The sequence below is a fragment of the Sphingobium sp. CCH11-B1 genome, assembly GCF_001556865.1.
Lineage (GTDB): Bacteria > Pseudomonadota > Alphaproteobacteria > Sphingomonadales > Sphingomonadaceae > Sphingobium.
The window spans coordinates 22911-43493 of the sequence record NZ_LSJY01000044.1 but is presented as its reverse complement, the minus strand read 5'-3'; the positions used below and the strand labels follow the sequence as shown (position 1 = coordinate 43493).

Sequence of the window (20583 nt, the reverse complement as noted above, 5' to 3'; positions counted from 1 at the left end):
CCATGACGAGACAAGTCCTGTTCCTGGCATTTCTGCTGTTGAGCAGCGCCTTTGCCTTCCGAAGGGGTGACCAACCCGAAAAGATCGGTGCGGTCACCCTTTTACTAGGCGCAAGCCTGACGGTTCTTGTCGCTTCCCCGCTCGGTACCCGCTTTCAGAATGTCGAAGCCGGCATTCTCGTGATCGACATATCGATACTGGGCATTTTCCTATGGCTTTCAATTCAAAGCACCCGTTTTTGGCCGATCTGGATCGCAGCGATACTGGGCGCGGAAGTTGTCGTCCATGTTGCGCTCGCGATTGCGCCCGAAGTTGTTCCCCGAGCCTATATGCACGGTCTGGCGTTATGGGGCTGGTTTGCTCAACTGGCACTCGTGATCGCGACATGGCGGCACCGGAGGCGACTGAAGCGCCTGGGTGCCGACGCGCCCTGGAAGAGCTGATCAGCCTTACCTCTCCCGCGCGCGCCCAAGAATTCTCTGAGCGTCTCTTCGCACGCTTTGGGTCACTCGGCGACGCAGTATCGGCGCGTTCGGCAGAGCGGATCGAATTATTGGAGGATTCGCTCGAGATCGAACAAACCTTCCGCTGCTTCAGGCGGGCGATGACCCAGATGCTCAGGGGGCGACTCATGCAGCGGCCCATATTGTCCAGCGATGAGCATGTGCTGGATTATCTGCGCGGCCGTATGGCCTATGAACCGATCGAGCAGCTACGGGTCTTGTTCCTCAACGCAAACAATGAGTTGATTGCGGACGAGGTGCTGGGCGTGGGAACAGTCTCAGCCGTGCACTCATGGCCGCGCGAAATCCTCAAGCGCTGCCTCGATCTCGAAGCGACGGCGATTTTGCTGGTCCATAATCATCCATCCGGCTGCCCGAGGCCATCAAGGTCAGATCGAGAGTTGACAGAAAGGATCGCAAAGGCAGCAAAATGTCTCGACGTCGTCGTCCATGATCATCTGGTCGTGGCCCGCAATGGTACGACGAGTTTTCGGAAAGCTGGTTATCTATGATCGGCGCGAACCACCTTCCTGGTATCGCTTGGATGAGCGGGGGTCCCGCTGGCATCTCGAGCACGGCCCCAGAGGCGGTTCGTGCTCCCTGCATCGATGACTTCGATGGGTAACCGAGGCGAAGACGCTTGGCCGTCGGCGTGCCGGGTGACGGCGTGTCGGGCCTTTCTGAAGATGGCGGCTATCCTCGACAGGACATTGGGGATGAAGCTGTCGTCGAACCCTTATCTGGCATATCTGCTCGAAATTTATATCGCGGGGATCGACGGCGAAAGAATATACCCTGCCTGCTTTTCGCCTGAACATGCATCATCGACCGCGCATCGTCGTTCCGCCCGCCTGGAGCAATGGGGGGCCGTTGTGCGCGAGGACGATTCCATGGACGGCCGATGCAACGATCTCAGGCTCTCCCATCCCACGAAGCAGGCTCTGGAAGGCGCAATCGATTTGCTGATCGGGCAATGCCTCAGCCTGAGTTCGGAAATCGGCGCGTCTGGAAAATCTGGCAGCTTGATGCCGATCGTGGAGATGAGGTACGATCAGCATGTTGGTACCATTCAGGATTTTGGTGACATGACCATCTTGCGCGGCAAGGTTATTGCGGGAGGGCGCATAGCCCTTCCTGCCGATATCCGCCGTTCGCTCGGCCTGCAGAACGGCGATACCGTCCTTTTCGAGGTCAATGGCGACGAAGTGCGTATTCGTCCTGCCCGCTCCGCACTTCGACGAGTACAGGAGCGTTTACGTGCCTTTGCGCCCAAAGAGGGGCTTGTTTCGGAGGAGTTAATTGCTGAGCGACGGGCCGAGGCGGTACGTGACTGATGTCGATGCAAAGGCCGTTTTTGTTCTGGATGCCTTGGCTCTTCTGTGCCTCCTGTTTGGCGAACCGGGAGCGGACCGAGTGGAAATGCGATTGACTGGTGCGCTGGTGTCGGTGGTGAACTACCATGAAGTGCTGGCAAAGCTCATCGATCGCGGCGTAGATGCCGCTGAAGCTCAGATGATGCTGGCCGAACTTGATATCGACGTTGTGCCCGCCGATCGTGATCAGGCTGACGTTGGTGGAAAGCTGCGTTCCGAAACGCGCGACCTCGGTCTGTCTCTTGGCGGCCGGTCCTGTCTGGCACTAGCGCTGTGTCGAAACGCTACTGCTGTAAGCGCCGATCGGGCATGGAAAGCGCTAAACATCGGCGTGGTCGTTGAACTGTTGCGATGAGCGGCTTGTAAGACGGTGAAAAGCGGGAATGAGAGAATGAACTGATGCGTACTGACCTCAATCATCTGCCCGCCGCCAAGCAGCGCGAACTCGACCGCGTTGTGGAAATGCTGTTTCAAGGCTTTCGTGAGGCGACGCAGGAAGCGAAAGGCCGGCGCAAGTCTTCCCGGATTCTCAAGGTCATCCTGTTTGGATCCTATGCCAGGGGTGATTGGGTCGATGCTCCCTTCGACGCGAACCAGTTCACATCGGATTACGATATCCTGGTCATCGTCAACCAGAAGGAATTGACGGACGGCGCTCTTTATTGGGAAGAAACGGAGCAACGCCTGTTCGACGCGCATCAGGTTGAGAAAATCATCCGCACGCCGGTGAACTTCATCGTGCATACTCTGCAACAGGTGAATGACGGCCTATCCCACGGACGGCCGTTATTTACCGAGATCGCCAAGGATGGCTTGATCCTATACCAGTCCGACGATCGGCCGCTCGCAAACCCCAAACCCAAGACGCCTGAACAGGCGTATATTATGGCGAAGGAATATTTCGAGGATTTATTTCCTGGGGCAATGTGGCGGTTTGAACTGGCCAAAATTAGCCTTGCCAATAATCGGTTCAGCGATGCCGCTTTTGATTTTCACCAGACGACTGAGAAACTATATAAATGCGTTTTAGCAACGCTCACATTCTATGTTCCTCGCAGCACGAATGTCGTGTTTCTCAGGGGCATGGCAGAAGGGCTTGATAGACGGCTATTTGACGCCTGGCCTCGCGCGATCCATGCCGATCGCGCCATGTTCCAGAAACTGAAGGACGGGTATCGCAAAGGCAAGTATTCAAGGCATTTTGATATTTCATCCGAAGAGCTTGAATGGCTCATTGGAAAAATAGAAATCCTCGGCTCCATTGTGCATGAGGTCTGTTCGGAACACATTAAAAACTTGAAACTCGACGCGGAAAAATCAGAAAATTCAAAACAGCCTCCCTATAAATAGCAATGTAAATCGATTGGCAACGCGCATGCCTATTCAGTATTCATGCTTCTGATGAGCTATTCACCCACAGGCCGACCTTTGTTCCCATCTTGGAATGCGGCGGTTACTGGTCATATTCACCGCATGCTATGCGGCGAATGTTCTTGCTCTTTGCAGTGAATGCCTTCTATAATCACCGCCAAAGGCACGGTGATTATGACATATATCCACGAACTGCCAGGCTGGCCGGATTTGCGCTGGAGCGCCGAGACGCTTGCTCAGCCACTCGCTGCCGTGCGCCATCGTCAAGGACGGTTGATCGGCCACATGGAAGCACTCGGTTTCTCCTTACGCAAGGAGGCCGTGTTGCAAACCTTGACCGAAGATGTCCTCAAATCAAGCGAGATTGAAGGCGAGGTGCTGGACAGGCAACAGGTGCGTTCATCCATTGCCCGCCGCCTCGGCATGGACATCTCTGGCCTGGTCGAGACTGATCGAAGCGTTGAAGGCGTCGTGGAAATGATGCTTGATGCTACTCAAAACTATACGCAGTCGCTGACTGCGGAACGGCTGTTTAACTGGCACGCGGCACTGTTCCCAACGGGGCGCAGCGGCATGAGCCGCATCACCGTCGGATCATGGCGCACCGCCGAAGGTGGCGCAATGCAGGTGGTCTCGGGCCCTATCGGCCGCGAGCGCATTCACTATGAGGCGCCGATATCGGCGCGTCTGGACGCGGAAATGACGCGCTTTCTCGACTGGTTCGAAACAGCTACGCCTGATCCCGTTCTGAAAGCCGGGATTGCGCATCTGTGGTTTGTCACCATCCATCCTTTTGATGACGGAAACGGGCGCATCGCACGCGCCATCGCTGATCTTGCTCTTGCACGTGCGGAGGGAACCCCGCAACGCTTCTACAGCATGTCCGCGCAGATCCGTATCGAGCGTAAAGCTTATTACGACATGCTGGAATCGACACAGAAGGGCAGTTTGGACATCACGCCTTGGCTGTTGTGGTTCATTGATTGTCTCGATCGCGCTTTTCATGGTGCTGAGTTCATTCTCGCCAATGTGATGCGCAAAGCCCGGTTCTGGGAAGCAGTTCAGGGGCAGCCGCTGAACGACCGTCAACGCAAGGTCATCAACCGGCTGCTGGACGGCTTTGAAGGCAAGCTCACCAATGCCAAATGGGCGACCATTACGAAAGCCTCGTCGGACACGGCCTTGCGCGACATCAACGATTTGCTCCGACGCGGTATCCTCGCGAAAGACTCCGCCGGTGGTCGCAGTACGAGCTATTCACTCGTTCCGGAACCGACCGGTGATGCAGGATAAATTTCATGTCCGCGTACGACTGGATCTTGCTGGTGAAGCCAGACATTTTCTCGCGCTGTGTCGAACACCCGAGGTAGAGATGGAACGTACTGATAGGACAAAAATACCGGGAGCTTGATTGAGTCCTGCTCTCACGGCATAGTACCAATGCGGGCTGGAATCTGGCAGCCGCCCGCAGGATTTTCCTGTCAGGTATCTCGAAGCTCGACATACGGGTCGAGCGCCGGTTGCGTCGTTGGGCGACAACTCGGCTCACCTCACATCGCTTCTCCCTTGCAATTGCGAGGACGGCGCTGCCACGTCGTGAGGAACCGTGATTTCATGTCGTCTGAGAATTTCAATCTGCCACAAGGCCTGAGAGACGATGTCGCTCAGAAAAAACAAAGAGCCGGAATGGCGGACGTGCAACAGATATACGAAACCGAGGCGCCGCGGCTGCAGCGCTATTTTCAAACCCGCTTACGCTCGCGGGATGACGCCTGCGATCTCGTACAGGAATCCTTTGTCCGCCTGGTCGGTTGCATGGCCAGAACCAGCCTTCCACGACCGGCAGCCTATCTCCAGCGCATCGCCCGAAATCTTCTGCTGGATCGGTATAAGCGCCTCGAGACCCGGCTCCTGGCGTTTCATGTGCCGATCGGCGAAGATTTCGAAGTGGCAGTCGCGCCGGATCAGGCCGCACGCATCGAGGCCGAAGACGTGATGCGGATTTACAGGCGCGCCCTTGAGGAGCTACCCCAACGGACGCGAGAGATATTCCTGGCTCATCGGGTGGATGAACTGACATACCGGGAGATCGCGGAAAGCATGGGAATTTCAATCCCGACTGTGCAATATCATGTCGCCCGCGCGCTGGCCCATATCGACGCAGCTCTGGAACAGGAATGATGGAAGACACAGATCCGCCGCGTCGGCATGGACAACTCAGGGAAGAGGCAGCCGACTGGTTCGCTATCATGCGTAACCCGGAGGATGCAGAAATCAGACGCAAAGAGTTCGAAGCATGGCTGGCGCGCGGCGCGCTTCACCGCGCCGCCTACAACCGGATTGCCGAAGCCTACAGCATCGGAAAGCGTTTGAAGCACCCTCCAGATGATGATGCCCTCACTTCCAATGCTGCGCCTGGCGACGATTTCCGGCAGAGCCAGCCACGGACCAAGACGAAAAGACGCGCGCTGCTTATATTGGCTATGATCGGCGCCGTTGCCCTTGTTGCGCAATGGGCTGCAGGTTCGCCGGGTGATGAGATTAAACACCACTCGCTTGCCATTAGTTCGGCACTTGGCACATCCGATGATCCTGCGCAGCTGAAGATTGCTACAGCCACCGGCGAAATCCGATCGTTTCGTCTTGATGACGGTTCTGTCGTCGCGCTCGATACGAACAGCCTGGTACTGGTGGATTTTGACGCCCGGCGAAGAAATCTTCGCTTGCTGCGCGGGCGCGCCCGTTTCACCGTCGCCCACGAGCGGCGGCCGTTTGCGGTTCATGCCGGCCGCGGAACAGTGACAGCACATGGAACGGTTTTTGACGTCACTCTCCTTCCGAACAACCGTATTGTCGTGCGACTAATGAGAGGTGCCGTTGACGTTACGGCAGACGGCCCCGCGAGGGAGCGTGCACTGCCGACGGTTCGACTATCTCCAGGCCAGCAGGTCGAACTACGCGATGCTCCTACACCCCTAGCCCTCGAGGTCGTCAAGGCACAGGCCAATGACAGTGAATGGCCTGCCGGATTGAAGGAATATAGGAATGTTCGCCTCGGAGACCTGTTCGCGGAGGCCAATCGCTATGCTGACATTCCCCTGGTGGGAGCAACACCCGATATAGAAGATGTTCGGGTCTCGGGAAATTTCCGTATCACGGACAGCGCGCGACTGGCACGCAATCTGGGGGACGTGCTGAGGCTGGCAGTCATTAGTGGACCTAACTCGATTGCCTTGGCCCGGCGGTGCCCTGCCCTTCCGAAAGGAAATTGTCGCCCGCCATCATAATCGGCTCTCTTTGCTCGTCGTTGCCCACAATGGAACCGGTCTCGAACGAGGCCGGAATGAAGTTGGGGGTAACGATGAAAGAGTTCGGACGGTGGGCAGTCGGTTCGATGTTCGCGCCTGCGCTAATGGGCATGGCAACACCAGCGTTAGCTGCACCAGAACAAAAGCTTGAATGGAATCTCGGACGGCAGGACCTCGACGGCGCGTTACGCGCCATCGGGCGTTCTAGCCGCCGTGAAATCATCTTTCGCCCCGAGGAGGTGAAGGGGTGGCAAGCTCCACCGCTCAACGGGACCTATACTGCGCTTGAAGCGGTCGAGACGGTACTTAGAGGCACCCGATTGACAGCGGTGGAACGCGATGGGACCATCCTCATTCGGCAGCGATTTTCAGCGGCATCAGATGAGGCCGTGACCTCGGGTGAGAATATTGTCGTCACCGGGTCACGAATTCGCGGGGCACCTTCGACGTCACCCGTCACCATAATCACGCGGAATGACGCCCAACAACTGGGTCATATGGATCTCGGACAGGTAGTGCGCGACCTTCCGCAGAATTTCGCTGGCGGACAGAACCCGACAATCGCAGCTGGCGGGCAAGGCGGTTTCACGAATGTATCCGGTTCATCCGCGCTGAATCTGCGTGGCCTTGGACCCGATGCATCCTTGACCTTGATCAATGGTCACCGTGTCGCATTCGACGCAATTAGTCAGGGAATCGACATCTCCGCCATCCCTCTTGCCGCTATTGAACGGCTTGACGTTGTCGCAGATGGCGCCTCCGCGCTTTATGGCTCTGATGCTGTGGCAGGTGTCGCCAACGTAGTTTTAAGGCGCAGTGTAGACGGGGTAGAAACATCCGCGAGGTTCGGCACCGCAACGGATGGTGGCGCTGCCACCCAGCAATATAATATTGTAGGCGGCTCTTCATGGCGCTCCGGCGGGTTCATGATCGCGGCTGACTATCAGGATTCAACAGAAATTTCCGCGCAGCAGCGATCCTACACCAGCAACGTGGCACCCGATACGACGCTGATACCCTCGCAAGATCAGATCAGTTTGGTCATGGCCGGCCATCAGTCGATCACGGAGTCGATCGGCTTCGAAATAGATGCCCACTACATGCGTCGCTCCACATCGCGCTGCCTAATTGGTGTCGTAGCTACAAGTTGCGCGGCACAGGGCAGCGTCGTCAAATCGACAGCTGACGGCTGGTCAGTTTCGCCAGCGTTGAAAGCTCATCTGCCGTTTGGCTGGGACATCCGCCTCTCCGGAACCTATAGCAGAAGCGATACCGACGTGGTGACGCGAATCTTTTCTGCCGGAACTGAAATTGTTCGCGCGTTACCGAATTATAGCAACGAACTGAAATCGATCGAATTGGGAGCAGAGGGTGCTTTGTTTGCTTTGCCCGGGGGCGAAGCAAGGCTGGCCGTTGGATTGGGTTTTCGCTCCAACAATTTGGCGGTGGACTCGCGTCGCATTGCCGCAGGGGTAGAAAGCACAACCGAGGCTGTATCCGAGAATCGCAAGGTCGGCTTTGCCTATGGCGAGCTATTCTTGCCGCTGATATCGTCTGGAAATGCTGTGCCATTTGTCGATAAGCTGCATCTGATTGGCGCACTTCGCTATGAGGACCACCAAGATATTGATCGAGTAGCTACGCCGAAGATCGGAATGGTGTATTCGCCCATTCGTGGTCTTGAGTTTAAGGGAAACTGGGGGCGATCATTCAAGGCACCCAACCTTTACCAGACGGCTATGCTTAGCAACGCGCAGTTGTTGTCGGCCTCGGAGTTCGACCCCACTCCATCAAATGGCTTCCCCGTCCTCTATCTTTTCGGAGGCAATAAGGACCTGAAACCGGAACGCGCAACGACGTGGAGCGTGTCAGTTGCACTAACTCCCGAAGCTATGGAAGGATTCAAGGCCGAGGTCTCGTATTTTAATACCCGTTATTATAACCGCGTCGGGTCTCCGATCGTGGAATTCACCAGACTTTTCGATTCCGCATACAATCAGTATACACGACTGGACCCAACAGCCGCCGAAGTGCTGGATGCCGTTAACGGCATAACCGGGGTCTTTCAGAATTTCACAGATGGAGCATTCGACCCATCGTCAGTGTCAGCGATCGTCCAGGATTATCTACAAAATATATCCGTCCAGAAGCTGGAAGGCGTGGATTTCTCTGCAGCGTATACGCACGATTTCCAACAATATGGCAGGGCAACGCTCAATGGCTCAGCCAGCTACTTGAACAGTACGCGCGAGGTTATACCCGGCCTCCCTCTCGTCGAACAGGCAGGGATAATCTTTACACCGCCACATTGGCGGGCGCGCATTAATGCAAACTGGCAGAAAGACAATGTCGACCTTTCCGCTACGGTGAACTATGTCGGCGAAACAAATGATAATCGGTTCGAGCCAACGGTAACCGTGGGTTCATTTACGACGGTCGACGCCGTCGCGACGATCCGCAGCAATTCCGGCAGTGGCATATTTGCCAATGTCGAATGGCAAGTAGGGATGCAGAATCTCTTCAACACCAAGCCCCCAACAATTAGGGCCAACCGTGCAGCGCAGGTTCTGGTAGATTCTGTAAATCACTCTCTTTACGGTCGAACGGCCAGCATCACCTTGCGTAAGAGCTGGTAAATGAGCCGTGCACTGCATGCCGCATGCACAATTGCGGTCTTGGGAGCATCTCTTTTCTCAGCTGCGGCACGGGCCGAACAATCCTGCGCCTCCCTGTTGCCGAATGAGGATATGGACGAGGCGCACCGACCGGTTACGCCAGAAGCGTTGGCGGCATTGCGCGATATTGGGCCAGCGCCACGCCCGGATCGGACCCGCTCCCTTTTTTCGCTGTCACCTGATGGTCGCCAGATCGCGTTTCAGCTTCACCAGGGAAATCCTCCGGAAAACCGTTATTGCGTGGGCATTGTGGTGATGTCGGCAGCGCACCCGGCCCGGCCTGACCTTATCGATGTCAGCCATGAACTCATCCTTGATTCTCCTGCACGGTATAGCTGGGCGTCTTTTCATATTGGGGCACCCTTGCCGACCGCACCGCGCTGGTCACCGGACGGGCGATCAATTTTCTATCTGAAGCGGATCGATGGAAGTACGCAGATATGGAAGGCCGATCTCGCGAACGGGACGGTTGTGCAGTTCACTCACGCCAGTGTGGATGTCGATGATTTCCAGATCTCGTCCGATGGACGCAAGATCAATTATGTAATTCGCCCTGGGGTGAAGGCCAACAGCGCAGCGATCGACCGGGAAGCCCTGACAGGATGGCGCTATGATGAGCGCGCATTTCCAGTGCGGGGCGCTCGCCCGCAAACACCAGGGTCGGACCGTGTTTATGTCGTAGTTGACCTCAAGACGGGCATAGAAATGCCGGCCAGCCAGACGGCGACCAACGACTTCACGCAGCCCGATCCGAATGAGAGCCTAATAGATTTAACGATTAATCGAGCGGGCGACAGCGCCTTCGGCGAACGGATTGACGCCTCCGGTTTCCCGCAGGATTTTCGTATCGTTGTAGAAACGCGGGCGGGCCGTCGTCACCCATGCTTGCTTGAGGAATGCCGCATAGGCTGGTTGGCACCATTATGGTGGGCGCCGGATGGACGGAAGGTTCGGTTCTTTCGGCGAGAAGGCTGGGCCAATAGCCTGACCGCCGTCTACGAGTGGTTTCCAGGAAGCAGAAAGGTCCAGCGTCTACTGCTGACCAGCGACTATCTGGTCGAATGTCAGCCAATAGGCGATGACTTGGCCTGCCTGCGCGAGCGTTCAAGAGAACCAAGGCATTTCGTTAGATTTGACCTCGATCACAAGACGGAAAAACGGATTTTCGATCCGAACCCGGAGTTTTCACACTTGGCCATGGGGCATGTCGAACGGATGAACTGGCGCAATAGCACAGGCATCCCATTTTATGGCGATTTGGTTTATCCGGTCGGATACTCCGAGGGAAACCATTATCCTTTGATCATCGTTCAATATCGAACCAAAGGCTTTCTCCGCGGGGGAATCGGTGACGAATTTCCAATTCAGCCTTTTGCCAATAGAGGGTATTTCGTTCTTAGTGTCGATAATCTGACGTATGAGGATATCGTCGGTAAACAGGCAAATGCTGAAACCTTGGTCTCGGTATTCAATCGCGATTTCGCAGGACGCAGGAACATCCTTTCTGCCATCGAAGTCGCAACTCGCTCTTTGATCGACCGTGGACTTATCGATCCGCAGAGGATTGGAATTACCGGTCTGAGCGATGGATGCACAACCGTGCAATTCGCAGCTATTCATTCCGCGCTGTTCTCCGCCGGCTCCGTATCCGGCTGTGGGTGGGAGCCCATTCAAGATGCATTCCTGGGACCCATAGTGGCGCAGTCTTATCACGAGGCCGGGTGGCCGCGATTAATCGATAAAGATCCTGACTTTTGGAGCCATATATCTTTACTAAATCAAGCAGGGCACGTGAAGTTCCCAATATTATATCAGGCCGCAGACAACGAATATCTTGCGATGCTTGCGGGGTTCACGGCCATCAGGCAGGCTGGAATCCCTAGCGATATGTTCATTTATCCGAATGAGGATCACATAAAATGGCAGCCGGCGCATAGGCTAGCGGTATATCGTCGCAATTTAGCCTGGTTCGACTTGTGGCTGAACGATACGAAGTCAGCGGCCGTCGACGTGAGTAAAGAAGCGGCTGATTGGATAGCGATGAAACGCAAATGGCTATCAAGGTCCTCCTCGTCCGATTTTTAAGCGCACTACACTCCTATAATGTGCGTGCTGTTATGCCGCAGACCAGGTCCTCACCCACGCCTCGGTATCAAGAAGCGCCATGATCCGGGGACAATCGGAGGCGTCAACTTTTTGGCCGGGGCGTAAGGCCTGCTCAATTGTGTAGCGGTCAAGCAGGCCATGCTTCGAAAGCAGCCCATCAAGCAAGCGTTCCGCAATAGAAGATCGATGCATGTTTATGAATTGCGCAACGAAGCCGTCAGGCCCCCCCTTCCCCAATCGACGGAGAACTGCCGGGGGTAACGCATTAGAAAATGCTTTCCTTGCAATTGCACGATCACGCCCCCCCTTCAACCGCCCACCAACTCGGCACACTCAAGCAAAATTCCATCACAGGTTGAGACAGTAGTGGACTGATCATCGGAACCGAAAGATTCTTGTCTCGGTGCTCGATATGATGGAGCGCCCGTAATATCTGGGCAACGTGCCCCTTCTTGCCAACCGATGTAGACTCGGGTGGAGAAAACCAGGGATGTTCGATAGGCTGCCCACACTCGGAGTTCAGGAAGTCTCGATGCAAATATTTTTCCGCCATTTGCCAAGGCAGGCCCGAGGCAAATTTCCGAGGAATACGCACGGCTTCTGCGATAACCTCCCAAATGCTTGCGCCAGTAATTTGACAAATATCGCGGACAGTCGGAATCAACGCAATTGATAATCCTTGATCCCTATACCGATCAACAAGCGGTCGGGCAGAATGGGTTGAATAAAATACGTTGTCTCCGCCAGCTCCTACAAAAAAGCTATCCGCTCCGGCACTGGCAGCAGCCTCTCGTACTATCTTATTATATGCTTGCTCATGGGATTTCCCAGACGGAATTGGAATAGCTACGGCAGTCGATTCGCTAATGTTGATGTCCGCGTCAAGATAGGACGATTCGATGAGCTTCGCGCCGATCGCGGTACAGACGTCCCTAGCGTAGAACCGTTCATCACCGGCCGGATCGTCGGTAACGGCAGTCATGCATGTGACTTCGATACCAGTGCGAGCCAAGCATTCCGCCACAATGGACGAATCTAGCCCGCCAGAGAGGCCTACCAAAGGGCGGGAATAGCAGGAAGTCCATGTTTTTATCGTCGAACTGACGAGTTGAAAAAGATCTGTTGCACATTGCTGGGAATTTGCGTGACGGTCGGTCGCGACATAATCCCAAGGGCTCCAGAATAGGGATTGCGCGACCCCTCCCGCGCCGATCGTTAGCATGCATCCGCCCTGAAGTTGGCAAATGCCGGACAGCCCTGTCTCCGCTGTGGGAAGCTGAACATGGTACAAAGATTTTCCCACAAATCGCCAATTTACAGATGGGCGAACAAATCCTGCGCCGATCAGAGTCGACACATCAGATGCACAAGCAATCATTTTGCCGATCGCAGTGTAATAGCAAGGAATCGCGCCCGAAGGATCGCGCAGAATTTTCACATTGCTTGATCGATCTGCCAGTGCGACATATGCGCCCCAATAGTCATCGCGAAGCGATCTGATCGGATCTTCTAAAATATCGATAATCTGATTATCGTCAAACCGGGTAATCTTTTTCGAATTTTCGCGCCGAGAAAACAATGTCCCCACTATCGCACCACTTCCTGCCGGCAGTCGAAGAATAGTCTCCGGTTCATCGGAAAATAGGGTGATGTGATCACCGCGATAGACTTCTCGAAGCCCCGTGTCGGCAGCAATCTGCTTCAAAATTTGCTCACTTTCGCCGATTTGAGCAAAGGCGAGAATCAGGTACCGCGACACTGTCAGGCTACCAATATCGGCGTGAACATTTGAGCGCGATCTGGACTCTCATTGACAACCACGTTGCCGTCCTGAACCCAACAATGTGCCGCGAAGGGCGTGGCCTGGACGCCAATGACAAGCACCGGAGAAAGTCCGTATTTCCGACAGATGGTCACGAGAGCCAGAGATCGAGGCAGGCAACGATCGTGACTACCTAAAATCAGATCGGAAAATCGAAAAGCATGCACCAATCGAACAAGATCGCGCCGCGACGCCTTTTTCATCCCACAGGAAGACGGACGCCGAATGCTTTTGATTCTATCTATCAGGCTTGAAAAAGGCTGATGACGCACACGCCATGTCCAAATCAAACGGCTTGCGATCGCACAGACAGCGAGTGGAATGGAAGGAAATCGGCCGTCAGGGTCAACCTCGACTTCCGGTGGTGGAAGGGATGCAAATTTGATGTTGAGCCTTTGCGGGAGATCCGCAGTTTCTACCAGGAACCCTTGTGCGACAAGGTGCTGCAGTATCGGCACATCGTCGAAAGATGGCGGACGGCCATCAAGCCAGCGCGAAAAGGGTTCCACGAACCGCTCTGGTAACGCAAAATAACGGCCAATGCGTGCATCTAGGAATATGATGGCGCCAGCACTTTTGCAAAAGCAAAGATCGTCACGGAGCATGAATGGCATCTTTGTTTCCTGGATGAAGGGCACGCGCGCCGGAGTTGACCCACGTGCCCTCGCACATCAGTCGTCCGTAAGACCGGGTTGATTTTGCAGACCGCCGATTCCGTCATTGTATCTGTTGCCAGATCCCTTGGTCTCCTCGACCACAAGGCCGAGGTCGATCAGGTCGGTGTCCGAATGGTTGTCGCGTTCCATACTTACCTCCTTCTTAGATATGCTGCGAAGTTGCAGCTCCAACAGAGTAAAGCAGGAAATGCATGATCAGCGATCTTATAAGGTCGCGCGCGCGCGACTAACTGGTACTACTTCTCCAACAGACCCTTTTCTGCGACGATCGTACCGTGTAACCATTTGATTTTATTCGACGTGACTATGAAGAGATTGCTTCCCATATCCTGCTCACGCGGCGAATCCTTCGCCGGTGATAGGCCCAGAGAACCTCGAAACGGTCGGGACCTTGACCGGAAGCGGTCGCGATCCTGACCGCTTCGAGTTCTTCTGTCAGGTTGCCCAACACCCGAACTTCTCCGAGGCGGGCGATATGGAGTCGCTCCGTTGCCGATTTAAGCGCCCTTCTATGTTCATGATCACCGCAAGCCTGTGCGATCGCCAGAAACAGGTTCGTCGCAGCCCTCGCGAGTACCTGTCCATCGACTTCCGTCCCGGCATAAGATTTTGCGTCGAAATCAATGGCCAGACGGTTTGCCTTGAGTATCAGGCGTACCAGGTGACCGTGCCAGCGGTAGAGATCGCATAAGGCATCGGTTGTGATCGCCGGCAAACGATAGCCACCGCCAAAAGCAATCTCTAGCATATGCTCGCCGACCAGGCGCTGCGCCGCGTCCCTGAGTGGCGACACGGATACGCCATATTCGGCGGCCAGCGCTCTCTCGTTGATAATACTGCCGGACGCAAACCGTCCGGCCATGATATCGGCCTTGAGGAGCAGATATGCCCTTTCGGCCAGGACGGGCTCGGGAGACATGCCGGAGTCCGACGTTCATCAAGCTGGCCATATGGCGGCAGCGCCGCCCCTTGAAGCGAGCCGTGCGACAGCCGTTGCCTGATGACGGCTCACGACGTCAAGAATGTCGCGTTCCAGATCCCACAGGTCATCCTGGAGAAGAAGTTCGTTAGGTATTGGCATCTTGTGCTCCACTGCGAAGAGGAAAATAAACAGGTGAGACGCCGTCATCCGTAGCGCATGCGCGCAGCGGATATGGTCTTCAAGCGAGGCCGTGCCGGCCCCGCCCTCGAGTTCGCGGATCCAGCGTTCGGTGCGGCCGACAGATTTTCCGAGGCTGCGCTGGGAAATTCGGTCTCTGCGCCGCCACCGTTCGACGAGCTTTCCAGAAAGCTCCTTGATCGATGAGAATATGTCACGATCGATCGCTTGGGGACTTTGAAGCGTCATCTGCAGGTCTCCCTGTCAGCGGCTCAAAAGTCCAAGTCACATCGCCTATGCGTGGCAATTTGTTGTAAATAAAACCGATCGTCAAGACACAGATCATTGCGCATGCGAGACCAATTTCTGGCAGCCGCTCGAAATTATCCAGCGTACGCGACTATCGGGGAGAACGACGGGCAGAACGCCCGGTCTTGAGGGGCATTTCGCGGAAAGATTGGATGACCTTGATGTCTTCGGCTTCCTGCATGTGGATCAGGGCCGACAGGTAGAGTCTCCAGACCTGTGGCAAAGGATGGATGGCCTCCGACCTACCTGCGGCTTCGACAATCTCATCGACGAGGCGTGAGAGGGTGTTGGAGGTACCGACATGTCGAACTTTACGTCCGCCAAGACGGTCCAGCTTCGGGTCAACCAATTCCGCGATGAGATCGTCCGCCGCACATTGATGGAGAAGATCGACGGCAATGAACAATGTTGTTCCATAAGGCAGAAAATCTCCGGCGAGATGACATAGCCGGCAATGGCATTGCAGGAACAGATGGATGCCCTCGTCGGACAGTTGAAGCTTGTAGGCCCTGGACTGCTGACTCCCCATAGTCGTTCTCCCGGCGCAGGCAGCGATTCTTTCGCGGTCGATATGCCTGCGAGGTTATCGACTCTGCGCGAAGTGAGCGATCCCGAGACAAGGAACAGAAGGTGAAACCGGAAATATACTTCCGGTTTGCGGAAGTGAATTTCCGATAACCGGAACTGAAGTGCCTTAAACCGGAAGTGAGATTCCTCCTCCCTTGTGCGGGGAAGGGATTTTTCGCCACTCAAGACCGTGTCGAGACGGAAGCAAGGGCGAGAATTACCGAGTGATCGGCAGCCTGTGCCCGCCTCATCCCCACCCAGGGAGAATTGCGGTTATGACCAGAAAGCATTCCAGTCGCACAGCGATGCTCGTCGCTCTCTTGACGGGTATTATGCCCCTCCATGGTGCGGCGGCGCAAGGCATGTCGCCAGAAAGGCACGAACCTGCCCGAAGCACACAGGGCTCGGCCCCGCTGCACGAGGCTGCCGCCGAAGCCCAGGTGAAACTGCAGCAGACCTTCACGAACCTGCAGTTCGAGGATTTCGGTCCCGCTCCGGTCGAGGGACCGATCTATCAGGCTATAGCGGGCGGAAAGATCGTCTATTATGCGCCACGGAGCGAACATCTGCTGTTCGCGACGGTCTATGACCGCAACGGCGTCAATCTAACCGCGCTGGCGCAGGAACAGGGTGCAACGCGGCGGCTGAAGGCAATCGATCCTGGCAAAGCGCTGGCGATCGGCCCTGCAGATGCCCCCACCGTCATCGAATTCACCGATCCCGATTGCCCCTATTGCCAGGCGCTCGATCGTTTCTGGAGCGCCAAGGCGGCGGAGGGCAAGCCGGTGAGGCGGCTCATCTTCTTCGTCAGCGGCATTCACCCGACCGCCGCCGCCAAGGCGGAACATATTCTCTGCTCGCCCGATCGCGAGGCGGCGTTCAAGGACGCCTATTCCGGTCAGGCTCCGCCGGTGCTGCGGCAATGCGCTGTCGGCCATGACAAAGTGGCTGAGGACGCCGAACTGGTCGCCAAGGTCGGCATCTCGGGGACACCGACGCTGATCGCCGACGGCAAGCTTATTTCAGGCTTCCAGCAGGCTGAACTCGAGGCGTTTCTCGACCGGCACGCGAAGTCGGCACCGGCAAAGGCTGTGTCCGATGTGCAGCGCTGATCTGAAGCGCGCCGTCGAGGCGACGCACATTTTCATTCCGGAGGGCATCCGGCCCGGCCTCAACGGTGCCGGCCGAATGAATCAGGATGCCGGCGGCGGCGGGCTCATGGAGCCGTCCACCGACGCCCCGGCCGACACCGATCCTCTTTCGATGCCGGCAGGCTTTCGTTGGACGGCTCCTTTTTGGAGCAGTGATATGATGCGTACACTCGGCAACAAGGCCCTGGCGGTGGCCAATTTCGGCCTCCCTTTCGGGGCGATGGCCCTGATCGGTGGTCCGGTCCATGCCTTCTCGGCGCCGGCCCAGGGCGATCTCGGCTACGATATCTACGATATCGTCGTGAACCAGGGCGTGAAGGGTCCGATGGGATTTGTGGGCGGTGTCGCCGCCTTCCTGTTCGGCGTCTCGCGCCTCTTCTCGAACATCATGATCGGCATCCCGACCATCGTCGCGGCCGTCTGCCTCATCAAGGCGGACTCCATTCTCCAGACTTTCGGGATGGTCGTCTGAGACGCGCGGCAGGACTGCGCCCCGGCTGACCGGGGACATGCAGCCTATGCCGCCGCCAAGCTGGGGATCGATGGTCGGTCCCCGGAAACCGGCACCTTCACAGGTGTCATGAAGCAGGAGGAGAAGGGCAATGGACGAACGCCTTCCGCAATATCTGCATCGGCCGGTCCAGATTCTTTGGTTCGGATCGGACGAGTTCCTGCTCGCGACCTCGAGCGTTTTCGTGGCCGCGATCGTAGGCGGACTTGTCGGCTGGGCGCTCATCGCCGCCCTTCTCCTTTTCATCCCGTGGAAGCGGACCAAGCCCAGGGGCTATTTGCCCCATCTCGCCTGGCGCTGGGGCCTTGTGTCCTTCCCCCACTATCCGGGTCCCACGCAGACCCGGTTCTTCGAGTAAGCGCCATGGGCATCTTCAAGCGCAAGGACCGGGGCGATGACCCCTTGCTGGGCAAGCCGGCAAGCTATGGCATCCATCGCTATCTGCAAGGCTCAGCGAACCTTTTCGAGGAGAACCGGCTGCTCAAGGTCGCGATCGCCGGCATGTTCGGTGTTACCGCGGTCCTGGGCGTGGTGATCTACACGACGAACCAGAATACCCGCACCATCATCGTGCCGTTCGGCGCCACAGGCGATCTTCATGTCTCCGGGAACAAGCCGTCCGAGGCCTATATCGTCTCGATGACGCGCAACGTCGTCGCACTGTCGGGAACATGGTCGGCCTATTCGGCGGACCGGCAGTTCCAGGAGCTGCTCGGCCTCGTCCACCCGTCCGCTTACGGCGCAATGCGCGACAGCCTGAACGTCATACTCGACGAACTGGCGAACAATCCGACGCTGTCGATCGCCACCTATATCCGGGGCGATCAGCCGGTCCGCTGGACCGCCCATGAGATCGTCGTGCCAATAGAGAAGGTGCGGGTCATCGGCGGCGTAATCCGCAAATTCCGGGGCATTTTGCGCATCGGCTACGGCATCGAAAATGGCCGTTTCTGGCTGACGCGCCTTTCAGAGGAGCAGTTCGATGCCGAAACTCGCTGACCGCGAGATGCCGATGCGCCGCGCCCTGACGCTTTCCCTGCTGCTTGCGGCGGTGCCCGCAACGGCGCAGACGATCCATGCGCTTCCTGATCAGACCAGCCATATTCGCCTGTCCAACCGCGACATCAATCATGTCGTGTGCGAGGGCGGCGAGATCGAGGACATCAAATTCTCCGCCGAGAAGGGCCTTGCCGTGGAAAAGGGCGGCCCTGACGCCTGGATCAAGTTCCTCGCCCGTGAGATCGACGATGCCGGTCAGGTGACGCGCACTTATGTGACGCAACCTTCAGAATTCTTCGTGCATTGCAACGGCGCCACCTATCCGCTCTATGCCGAGCCAGCCGAGATCCCGGCCCAGACGGTAGTGCTTGTGCTCGGCGCCCGGCAACGCGCCCAGACCAATAGCGCGTTGATGGCTGCGTTGGCCGATGAGGACCGCGCCGTTTCCATCACCATGGCGCTGCTGGACGATCGCATCCCCGCCTCGTTCAGCGAGGTCGCGCCATCGGCCGGCTCGCTCAGCATTGCGGCGGCCCCAGACCTGTCGATCATCGAACAACGCCGTATCGCCGTCGAGGGCGCCGGGCTTTCAGCTTCCCAATATCATGTGCGATCCACCGCCGCGGTGACTCTGGACGAGCGCCAGCTCGTCGATCCTGCGCTTGGGGAGCGCATCTTCTCGGTCACCCTGGACCGGGTCCGCCTCGACGCAGGTGAAACGGCGCGTCTCGTCGTCGTGCGCCGGGGAGCCGGGCAATGAACGGCGAGATGGACAAAGATCAGGCAGAGGGACCGGAAAGCCTGTCGCCCTACCAGGCGCATCTTGCCGCGCAGAATGCGCGCGACGAAGAGACAGCCATGCGCCGTCCCGCCACGGCCTTGCCTGACTGGAAGGCGCTATGGGGCAGGCTGTCGGCAAAGCAGAAGCTGCGCGCGCGCCAGTTCCTTGTCGGCGTCGCGGTCGGTGCGCTGGGGATCGGTCTCTATGTCGCTTCGGGCAGCCAGGAGGAGATCAAGCCTGCCAATCCCGCATCCTCGCTAAACATGGGCGCAGGGCTGCGCGGCGACAGTCTCGAGGTGAAGCTGCGGGGCGACCTCAAGAAGGTCCTCGATGGCCAGCAGCTTCTGGGCGACCGGGTCAGCGCGATCGAGGAAGGCAAGGTCGTCCCCGGATCACGGACCCCCGGCGGCAAGGTGCGGGAAGGTATCGATGGCGATCTGCCGCCTGCCCTGCCGGACAGCGTGCCCGCTCTCCCCTATCCCCCGGAAACCGGCGACATCAGCGCGGATGCCGACAAGCTTCCTGCGCCGCCCACCGGTCCGGTTGCGCCGCCTGCTCCGCCCGCGCCGCCGGTGGAAAAGACGATCGGCGCGATCGGGTCGGCGACCGGGCAGGTGGTGGCTCAGGGCGCGGTCGACAATTCCGCCTCATCCAAAAAAAAGAATCGGACGATCTATTTACCGCCTGGTTTCATGAAAGCACGACTGCTGACCGGGATCGACGCGCTGGCGAGCCGGGACGCGACCAGTAATCCCGAACCCATCATCGCTCGGGTGCAGGCGCCCGCCGTCCTGCCAAATGAGGTGAAGGCAAACCTTGCCGGATGCTTCGTCGTCGGCAACGCCACGGGCAGCCTCGCCAAGGAACGGGTCGAGGTCCAGCTCGTGTCCCTCTCCTGCGTAGATTTCGACGAACATTCCATCGTCGATCAGCCGGTCAAAGGCTTCTTCGTCGATACCGATGGCAAGAAGGGCCTATCGGGCAAGGTGGTGACACGGGCGGGTGCGACGCTGGCGCGCGCCTTCATCGCGGGCACCATCAGCGGCATATCGCAATCGGTCGAAAGCACCTTCGGCAATACCTCGACTTCAGCTCTGGGGACAGTTCGCACGCTTGATGCGGGCGACGCGGCGAAGACCGGCATCGCCGGTGGGTTTTCCAAATCCTCGGACAAGCTCACCGATTTCTATCTCGATCTCGCCCGCCAGGCTGGTCCCATCGTCGAAGTGGGCGCCGCCAAGGATGTGGTCGTGGTGATCCAGGAGGGGGCGACCCTCGAAATCAAACCCGGCGCAGGAGCGAAGTTCTGATGCGCCCAGCGACAGGAGATA

23 protein-coding genes are annotated in these 20583 nt (G+C 57.2%); 16 read left to right on the top strand and 7 right to left on the bottom strand.

The features are described from left to right. Positions 1–38: 38 nt before the first annotated feature. The 10 genes from AX724_RS05530 to AX724_RS05485 all read left to right on the top strand — a co-directional run bounded on the left by AX724_RS05530 (position 39) and on the right by AX724_RS05485 (position 11315). Positions 39–443, top strand: coding sequence for a hypothetical protein (locus tag AX724_RS05530; RefSeq protein WP_231736482.1), 405 nt, complete (start codon positions 39–41; stop codon positions 441–443). Next, positions 386–1015 (top strand): JAB domain-containing protein, encoded by a 630-nt coding sequence (locus tag AX724_RS05525; protein WP_197421478.1) that lies wholly within the window; start codon positions 386–388, stop codon positions 1013–1015. The genes AX724_RS05530 and AX724_RS05525 overlap by 58 nt, the downstream gene beginning before the upstream one ends. Before the next feature lie 204 nt (positions 1016–1219). Then, the gene (locus tag AX724_RS23895) at positions 1220–1837 is read left to right on the top strand and encodes an AbrB/MazE/SpoVT family DNA-binding domain-containing protein (RefSeq protein ID WP_197421477.1); all 618 of its coding nucleotides are present in this window, start codon (positions 1220–1222) and stop codon (positions 1835–1837) included. Next, entirely contained in the window at positions 1830–2231 is a 402-nt protein-coding gene (locus AX724_RS05515; RefSeq protein WP_231736481.1) for a type II toxin-antitoxin system VapC family toxin, read from the top strand. Before AX724_RS23895 ends, AX724_RS05515 begins: the two co-directional genes overlap by 8 nt. Before the next feature lie 44 nt (positions 2232–2275). After that, the gene (locus AX724_RS05510) at positions 2276–3226 is read left to right on the top strand and encodes a nucleotidyltransferase domain-containing protein (protein WP_066764223.1); all 951 of its coding nucleotides are present in this window, start codon (positions 2276–2278) and stop codon (positions 3224–3226) included. A 195-nt stretch (positions 3227–3421) separates the two neighbouring features. Next, positions 3422–4540, top strand: coding sequence for a Fic family protein (locus AX724_RS05505; RefSeq protein ID WP_066764221.1), 1119 nt, complete (start codon positions 3422–3424; stop codon positions 4538–4540). 321 nt (positions 4541–4861) lie between these two features. After that, positions 4862–5428 (top strand): RNA polymerase sigma factor, encoded by a 567-nt coding sequence (locus AX724_RS05500; protein ID WP_066764219.1) that lies wholly within the window; start codon positions 4862–4864, stop codon positions 5426–5428. Then, a complete protein-coding gene (locus tag AX724_RS22665; protein ID WP_082733412.1) occupies positions 5425–6534 on the top strand; it encodes a FecR family protein in 1110 nt (369 codons plus the stop codon). The genes AX724_RS05500 and AX724_RS22665 overlap by 4 nt, the downstream gene beginning before the upstream one ends. A gap of 56 nt (positions 6535–6590) precedes the next feature. Then, positions 6591–9191: a TonB-dependent receptor gene (locus tag AX724_RS05490; protein ID WP_197421476.1), complete on the top strand. Its 2601-nt coding sequence runs from the start codon at positions 6591–6593 to the stop codon at positions 9189–9191. Next, positions 9192–11315 carry an Atxe2 family lasso peptide isopeptidase gene (locus tag AX724_RS05485; RefSeq protein ID WP_082733411.1) on the top strand — a complete coding sequence of 708 codons (2124 nt, stop codon included), beginning with the start codon at positions 9192–9194 and terminating at the stop codon, positions 11313–11315. A 30-nt stretch (positions 11316–11345) separates the two neighbouring features. Here the strand turns inward: AX724_RS05485 and AX724_RS24895 are convergent, their stop codons facing one another. The 7 genes from AX724_RS24895 to AX724_RS05465 all read right to left on the bottom strand — a co-directional run bounded on the left by AX724_RS24895 (position 11346) and on the right by AX724_RS05465 (position 15772). Then, on the bottom strand, positions 11346–11669 hold the full coding sequence (locus AX724_RS24895) for an asparagine synthase-related protein (protein ID WP_156448004.1): 324 nt from the start codon (positions 11667–11669) through the stop codon (positions 11346–11348). Continuing rightward, on the bottom strand, positions 11632–13095 hold the full coding sequence (locus AX724_RS22660) for an asparagine synthetase B family protein (RefSeq protein WP_082733410.1): 1464 nt from the start codon (positions 13093–13095) through the stop codon (positions 11632–11634). Before AX724_RS22660 ends, AX724_RS24895 begins: the two co-directional genes overlap by 38 nt. 2 nt (positions 13096–13097) lie before the next feature. Then, complete coding sequence (locus AX724_RS22655; protein WP_082733409.1) at positions 13098–13772, bottom strand: lasso peptide biosynthesis B2 protein; 675 nt, start codon at positions 13770–13772, stop codon at positions 13098–13100. A 57-nt stretch (positions 13773–13829) separates the two neighbouring features. Further along, positions 13830–13964 (bottom strand): benenodin family lasso peptide, encoded by a 135-nt coding sequence (locus tag AX724_RS23275; protein WP_156448003.1) that lies wholly within the window; start codon positions 13962–13964, stop codon positions 13830–13832. 175 nt (positions 13965–14139) lie between these two features. After that, positions 14140–14754, bottom strand: a complete 615-nt coding sequence (locus tag AX724_RS05475; protein WP_066764208.1) for a GntR family transcriptional regulator — start codon at positions 14752–14754, stop codon at positions 14140–14142. Positions 14755–14772: 18 nt separating this feature from the next. Further along, positions 14773–15183 carry a helix-turn-helix domain-containing protein gene (locus tag AX724_RS05470; protein ID WP_066764206.1) on the bottom strand — a complete coding sequence of 137 codons (411 nt, stop codon included), beginning with the start codon at positions 15181–15183 and terminating at the stop codon, positions 14773–14775. Positions 15184–15334: 151 nt separating this feature from the next. Then, on the bottom strand, positions 15335–15772 hold the full coding sequence (locus AX724_RS05465; protein WP_066764204.1) for a hypothetical protein: 438 nt from the start codon (positions 15770–15772) through the stop codon (positions 15335–15337). A gap of 370 nt (positions 15773–16142) precedes the next feature. Here AX724_RS05465 and AX724_RS05460 point away from each other — a divergent pair, with 370 nt between their 5' ends. The 6 genes from AX724_RS05460 to AX724_RS05435 all read left to right on the top strand — a co-directional run bounded on the left by AX724_RS05460 (position 16143) and on the right by AX724_RS05435 (position 20562). After that, positions 16143–16922, top strand: a complete 780-nt coding sequence (locus AX724_RS05460; protein ID WP_082733408.1) for a DsbC family protein — start codon at positions 16143–16145, stop codon at positions 16920–16922. Between the two features lie 196 nt (positions 16923–17118). After that, positions 17119–17433: a hypothetical protein gene (locus tag AX724_RS23890; RefSeq protein WP_197421474.1), complete on the top strand. Its 315-nt coding sequence runs from the start codon at positions 17119–17121 to the stop codon at positions 17431–17433. 130 nt (positions 17434–17563) lie between these two features. After that, the gene (locus AX724_RS05450) at positions 17564–17830 is read left to right on the top strand and encodes a type IV conjugative transfer system protein TraL (RefSeq protein WP_066764200.1); all 267 of its coding nucleotides are present in this window, start codon (positions 17564–17566) and stop codon (positions 17828–17830) included. A 5-nt stretch (positions 17831–17835) separates the two neighbouring features. Further along, positions 17836–18471, top strand: a complete 636-nt coding sequence (locus AX724_RS05445; protein WP_066764198.1) for a TraE/TraK family type IV conjugative transfer system protein — start codon at positions 17836–17838, stop codon at positions 18469–18471. Then, positions 18455–19231, top strand: coding sequence for a type-F conjugative transfer system secretin TraK (locus AX724_RS05440; protein WP_432215148.1), 777 nt, complete (start codon positions 18455–18457; stop codon positions 19229–19231). Before AX724_RS05445 ends, AX724_RS05440 begins: the two co-directional genes overlap by 17 nt. Then, on the top strand, positions 19228–20562 hold the full coding sequence (locus AX724_RS05435) for a TraB/VirB10 family protein (protein WP_066764197.1): 1335 nt from the start codon (positions 19228–19230) through the stop codon (positions 20560–20562). The genes AX724_RS05440 and AX724_RS05435 overlap by 4 nt, the downstream gene beginning before the upstream one ends. Positions 20563–20583 lie beyond the last annotated feature (21 nt).

Excerpts from the sequence above, each read along its gene's own strand:
- AX724_RS05525 (WP_197421478.1), top strand. The coding sequence starts at position 386 with ATGGCGGCACCGGAGGCGACTGAAGCGCCTGGGTGCCGACGCGCCCTG.
- AX724_RS23895 (WP_197421477.1), top strand. The coding sequence starts at position 1,220 with ATGAAGCTGTCGTCGAACCCTTATCTGGCATATCTGCTCGAAATTTAT.
- AX724_RS05510 (WP_066764223.1), top strand. The coding sequence starts at position 2,276 with ATGCGTACTGACCTCAATCATCTGCCCGCCGCCAAGCAGCGCGAACTC.
- AX724_RS05505 (WP_066764221.1), top strand. The coding sequence starts at position 3,422 with ATGACATATATCCACGAACTGCCAGGCTGGCCGGATTTGCGCTGGAGC.
- AX724_RS05500 (WP_066764219.1), top strand. The coding sequence starts at position 4,862 with ATGTCGTCTGAGAATTTCAATCTGCCACAAGGCCTGAGAGACGATGTC.
- AX724_RS22665 (WP_082733412.1), top strand. The coding sequence starts at position 5,425 with ATGATGGAAGACACAGATCCGCCGCGTCGGCATGGACAACTCAGGGAA.
- AX724_RS05490 (WP_197421476.1), top strand. The coding sequence starts at position 6,591 with ATGAAGTTGGGGGTAACGATGAAAGAGTTCGGACGGTGGGCAGTCGGT.
- AX724_RS05485 (WP_082733411.1), top strand. The coding sequence starts at position 9,192 with ATGAGCCGTGCACTGCATGCCGCATGCACAATTGCGGTCTTGGGAGCA.
- AX724_RS22655 (WP_082733409.1), bottom strand. The coding sequence starts at position 13,772 with ATGCCATTCATGCTCCGTGACGATCTTTGCTTTTGCAAAAGTGCTGGC.
- AX724_RS23275 (WP_156448003.1), bottom strand. The coding sequence starts at position 13,964 with ATGGAACGCGACAACCATTCGGACACCGACCTGATCGACCTCGGCCTT.
- AX724_RS05475 (WP_066764208.1), bottom strand. The coding sequence starts at position 14,754 with ATGTCTCCCGAGCCCGTCCTGGCCGAAAGGGCATATCTGCTCCTCAAG.
- AX724_RS05470 (WP_066764206.1), bottom strand. The coding sequence starts at position 15,183 with ATGACGCTTCAAAGTCCCCAAGCGATCGATCGTGACATATTCTCATCG.
- AX724_RS05465 (WP_066764204.1), bottom strand. The coding sequence starts at position 15,772 with ATGGGGAGTCAGCAGTCCAGGGCCTACAAGCTTCAACTGTCCGACGAG.
- AX724_RS05460 (WP_082733408.1), top strand. The coding sequence starts at position 16,143 with ATGCCCCTCCATGGTGCGGCGGCGCAAGGCATGTCGCCAGAAAGGCAC.
- AX724_RS23890 (WP_197421474.1), top strand. The coding sequence starts at position 17,119 with ATGATGCGTACACTCGGCAACAAGGCCCTGGCGGTGGCCAATTTCGGC.
- AX724_RS05450 (WP_066764200.1), top strand. The coding sequence starts at position 17,564 with ATGGACGAACGCCTTCCGCAATATCTGCATCGGCCGGTCCAGATTCTT.
- AX724_RS05445 (WP_066764198.1), top strand. The coding sequence starts at position 17,836 with ATGGGCATCTTCAAGCGCAAGGACCGGGGCGATGACCCCTTGCTGGGC.
- AX724_RS05440 (WP_432215148.1), top strand. The coding sequence starts at position 18,455 with ATGCCGAAACTCGCTGACCGCGAGATGCCGATGCGCCGCGCCCTGACG.
- AX724_RS05435 (WP_066764197.1), top strand. The coding sequence starts at position 19,228 with ATGAACGGCGAGATGGACAAAGATCAGGCAGAGGGACCGGAAAGCCTG.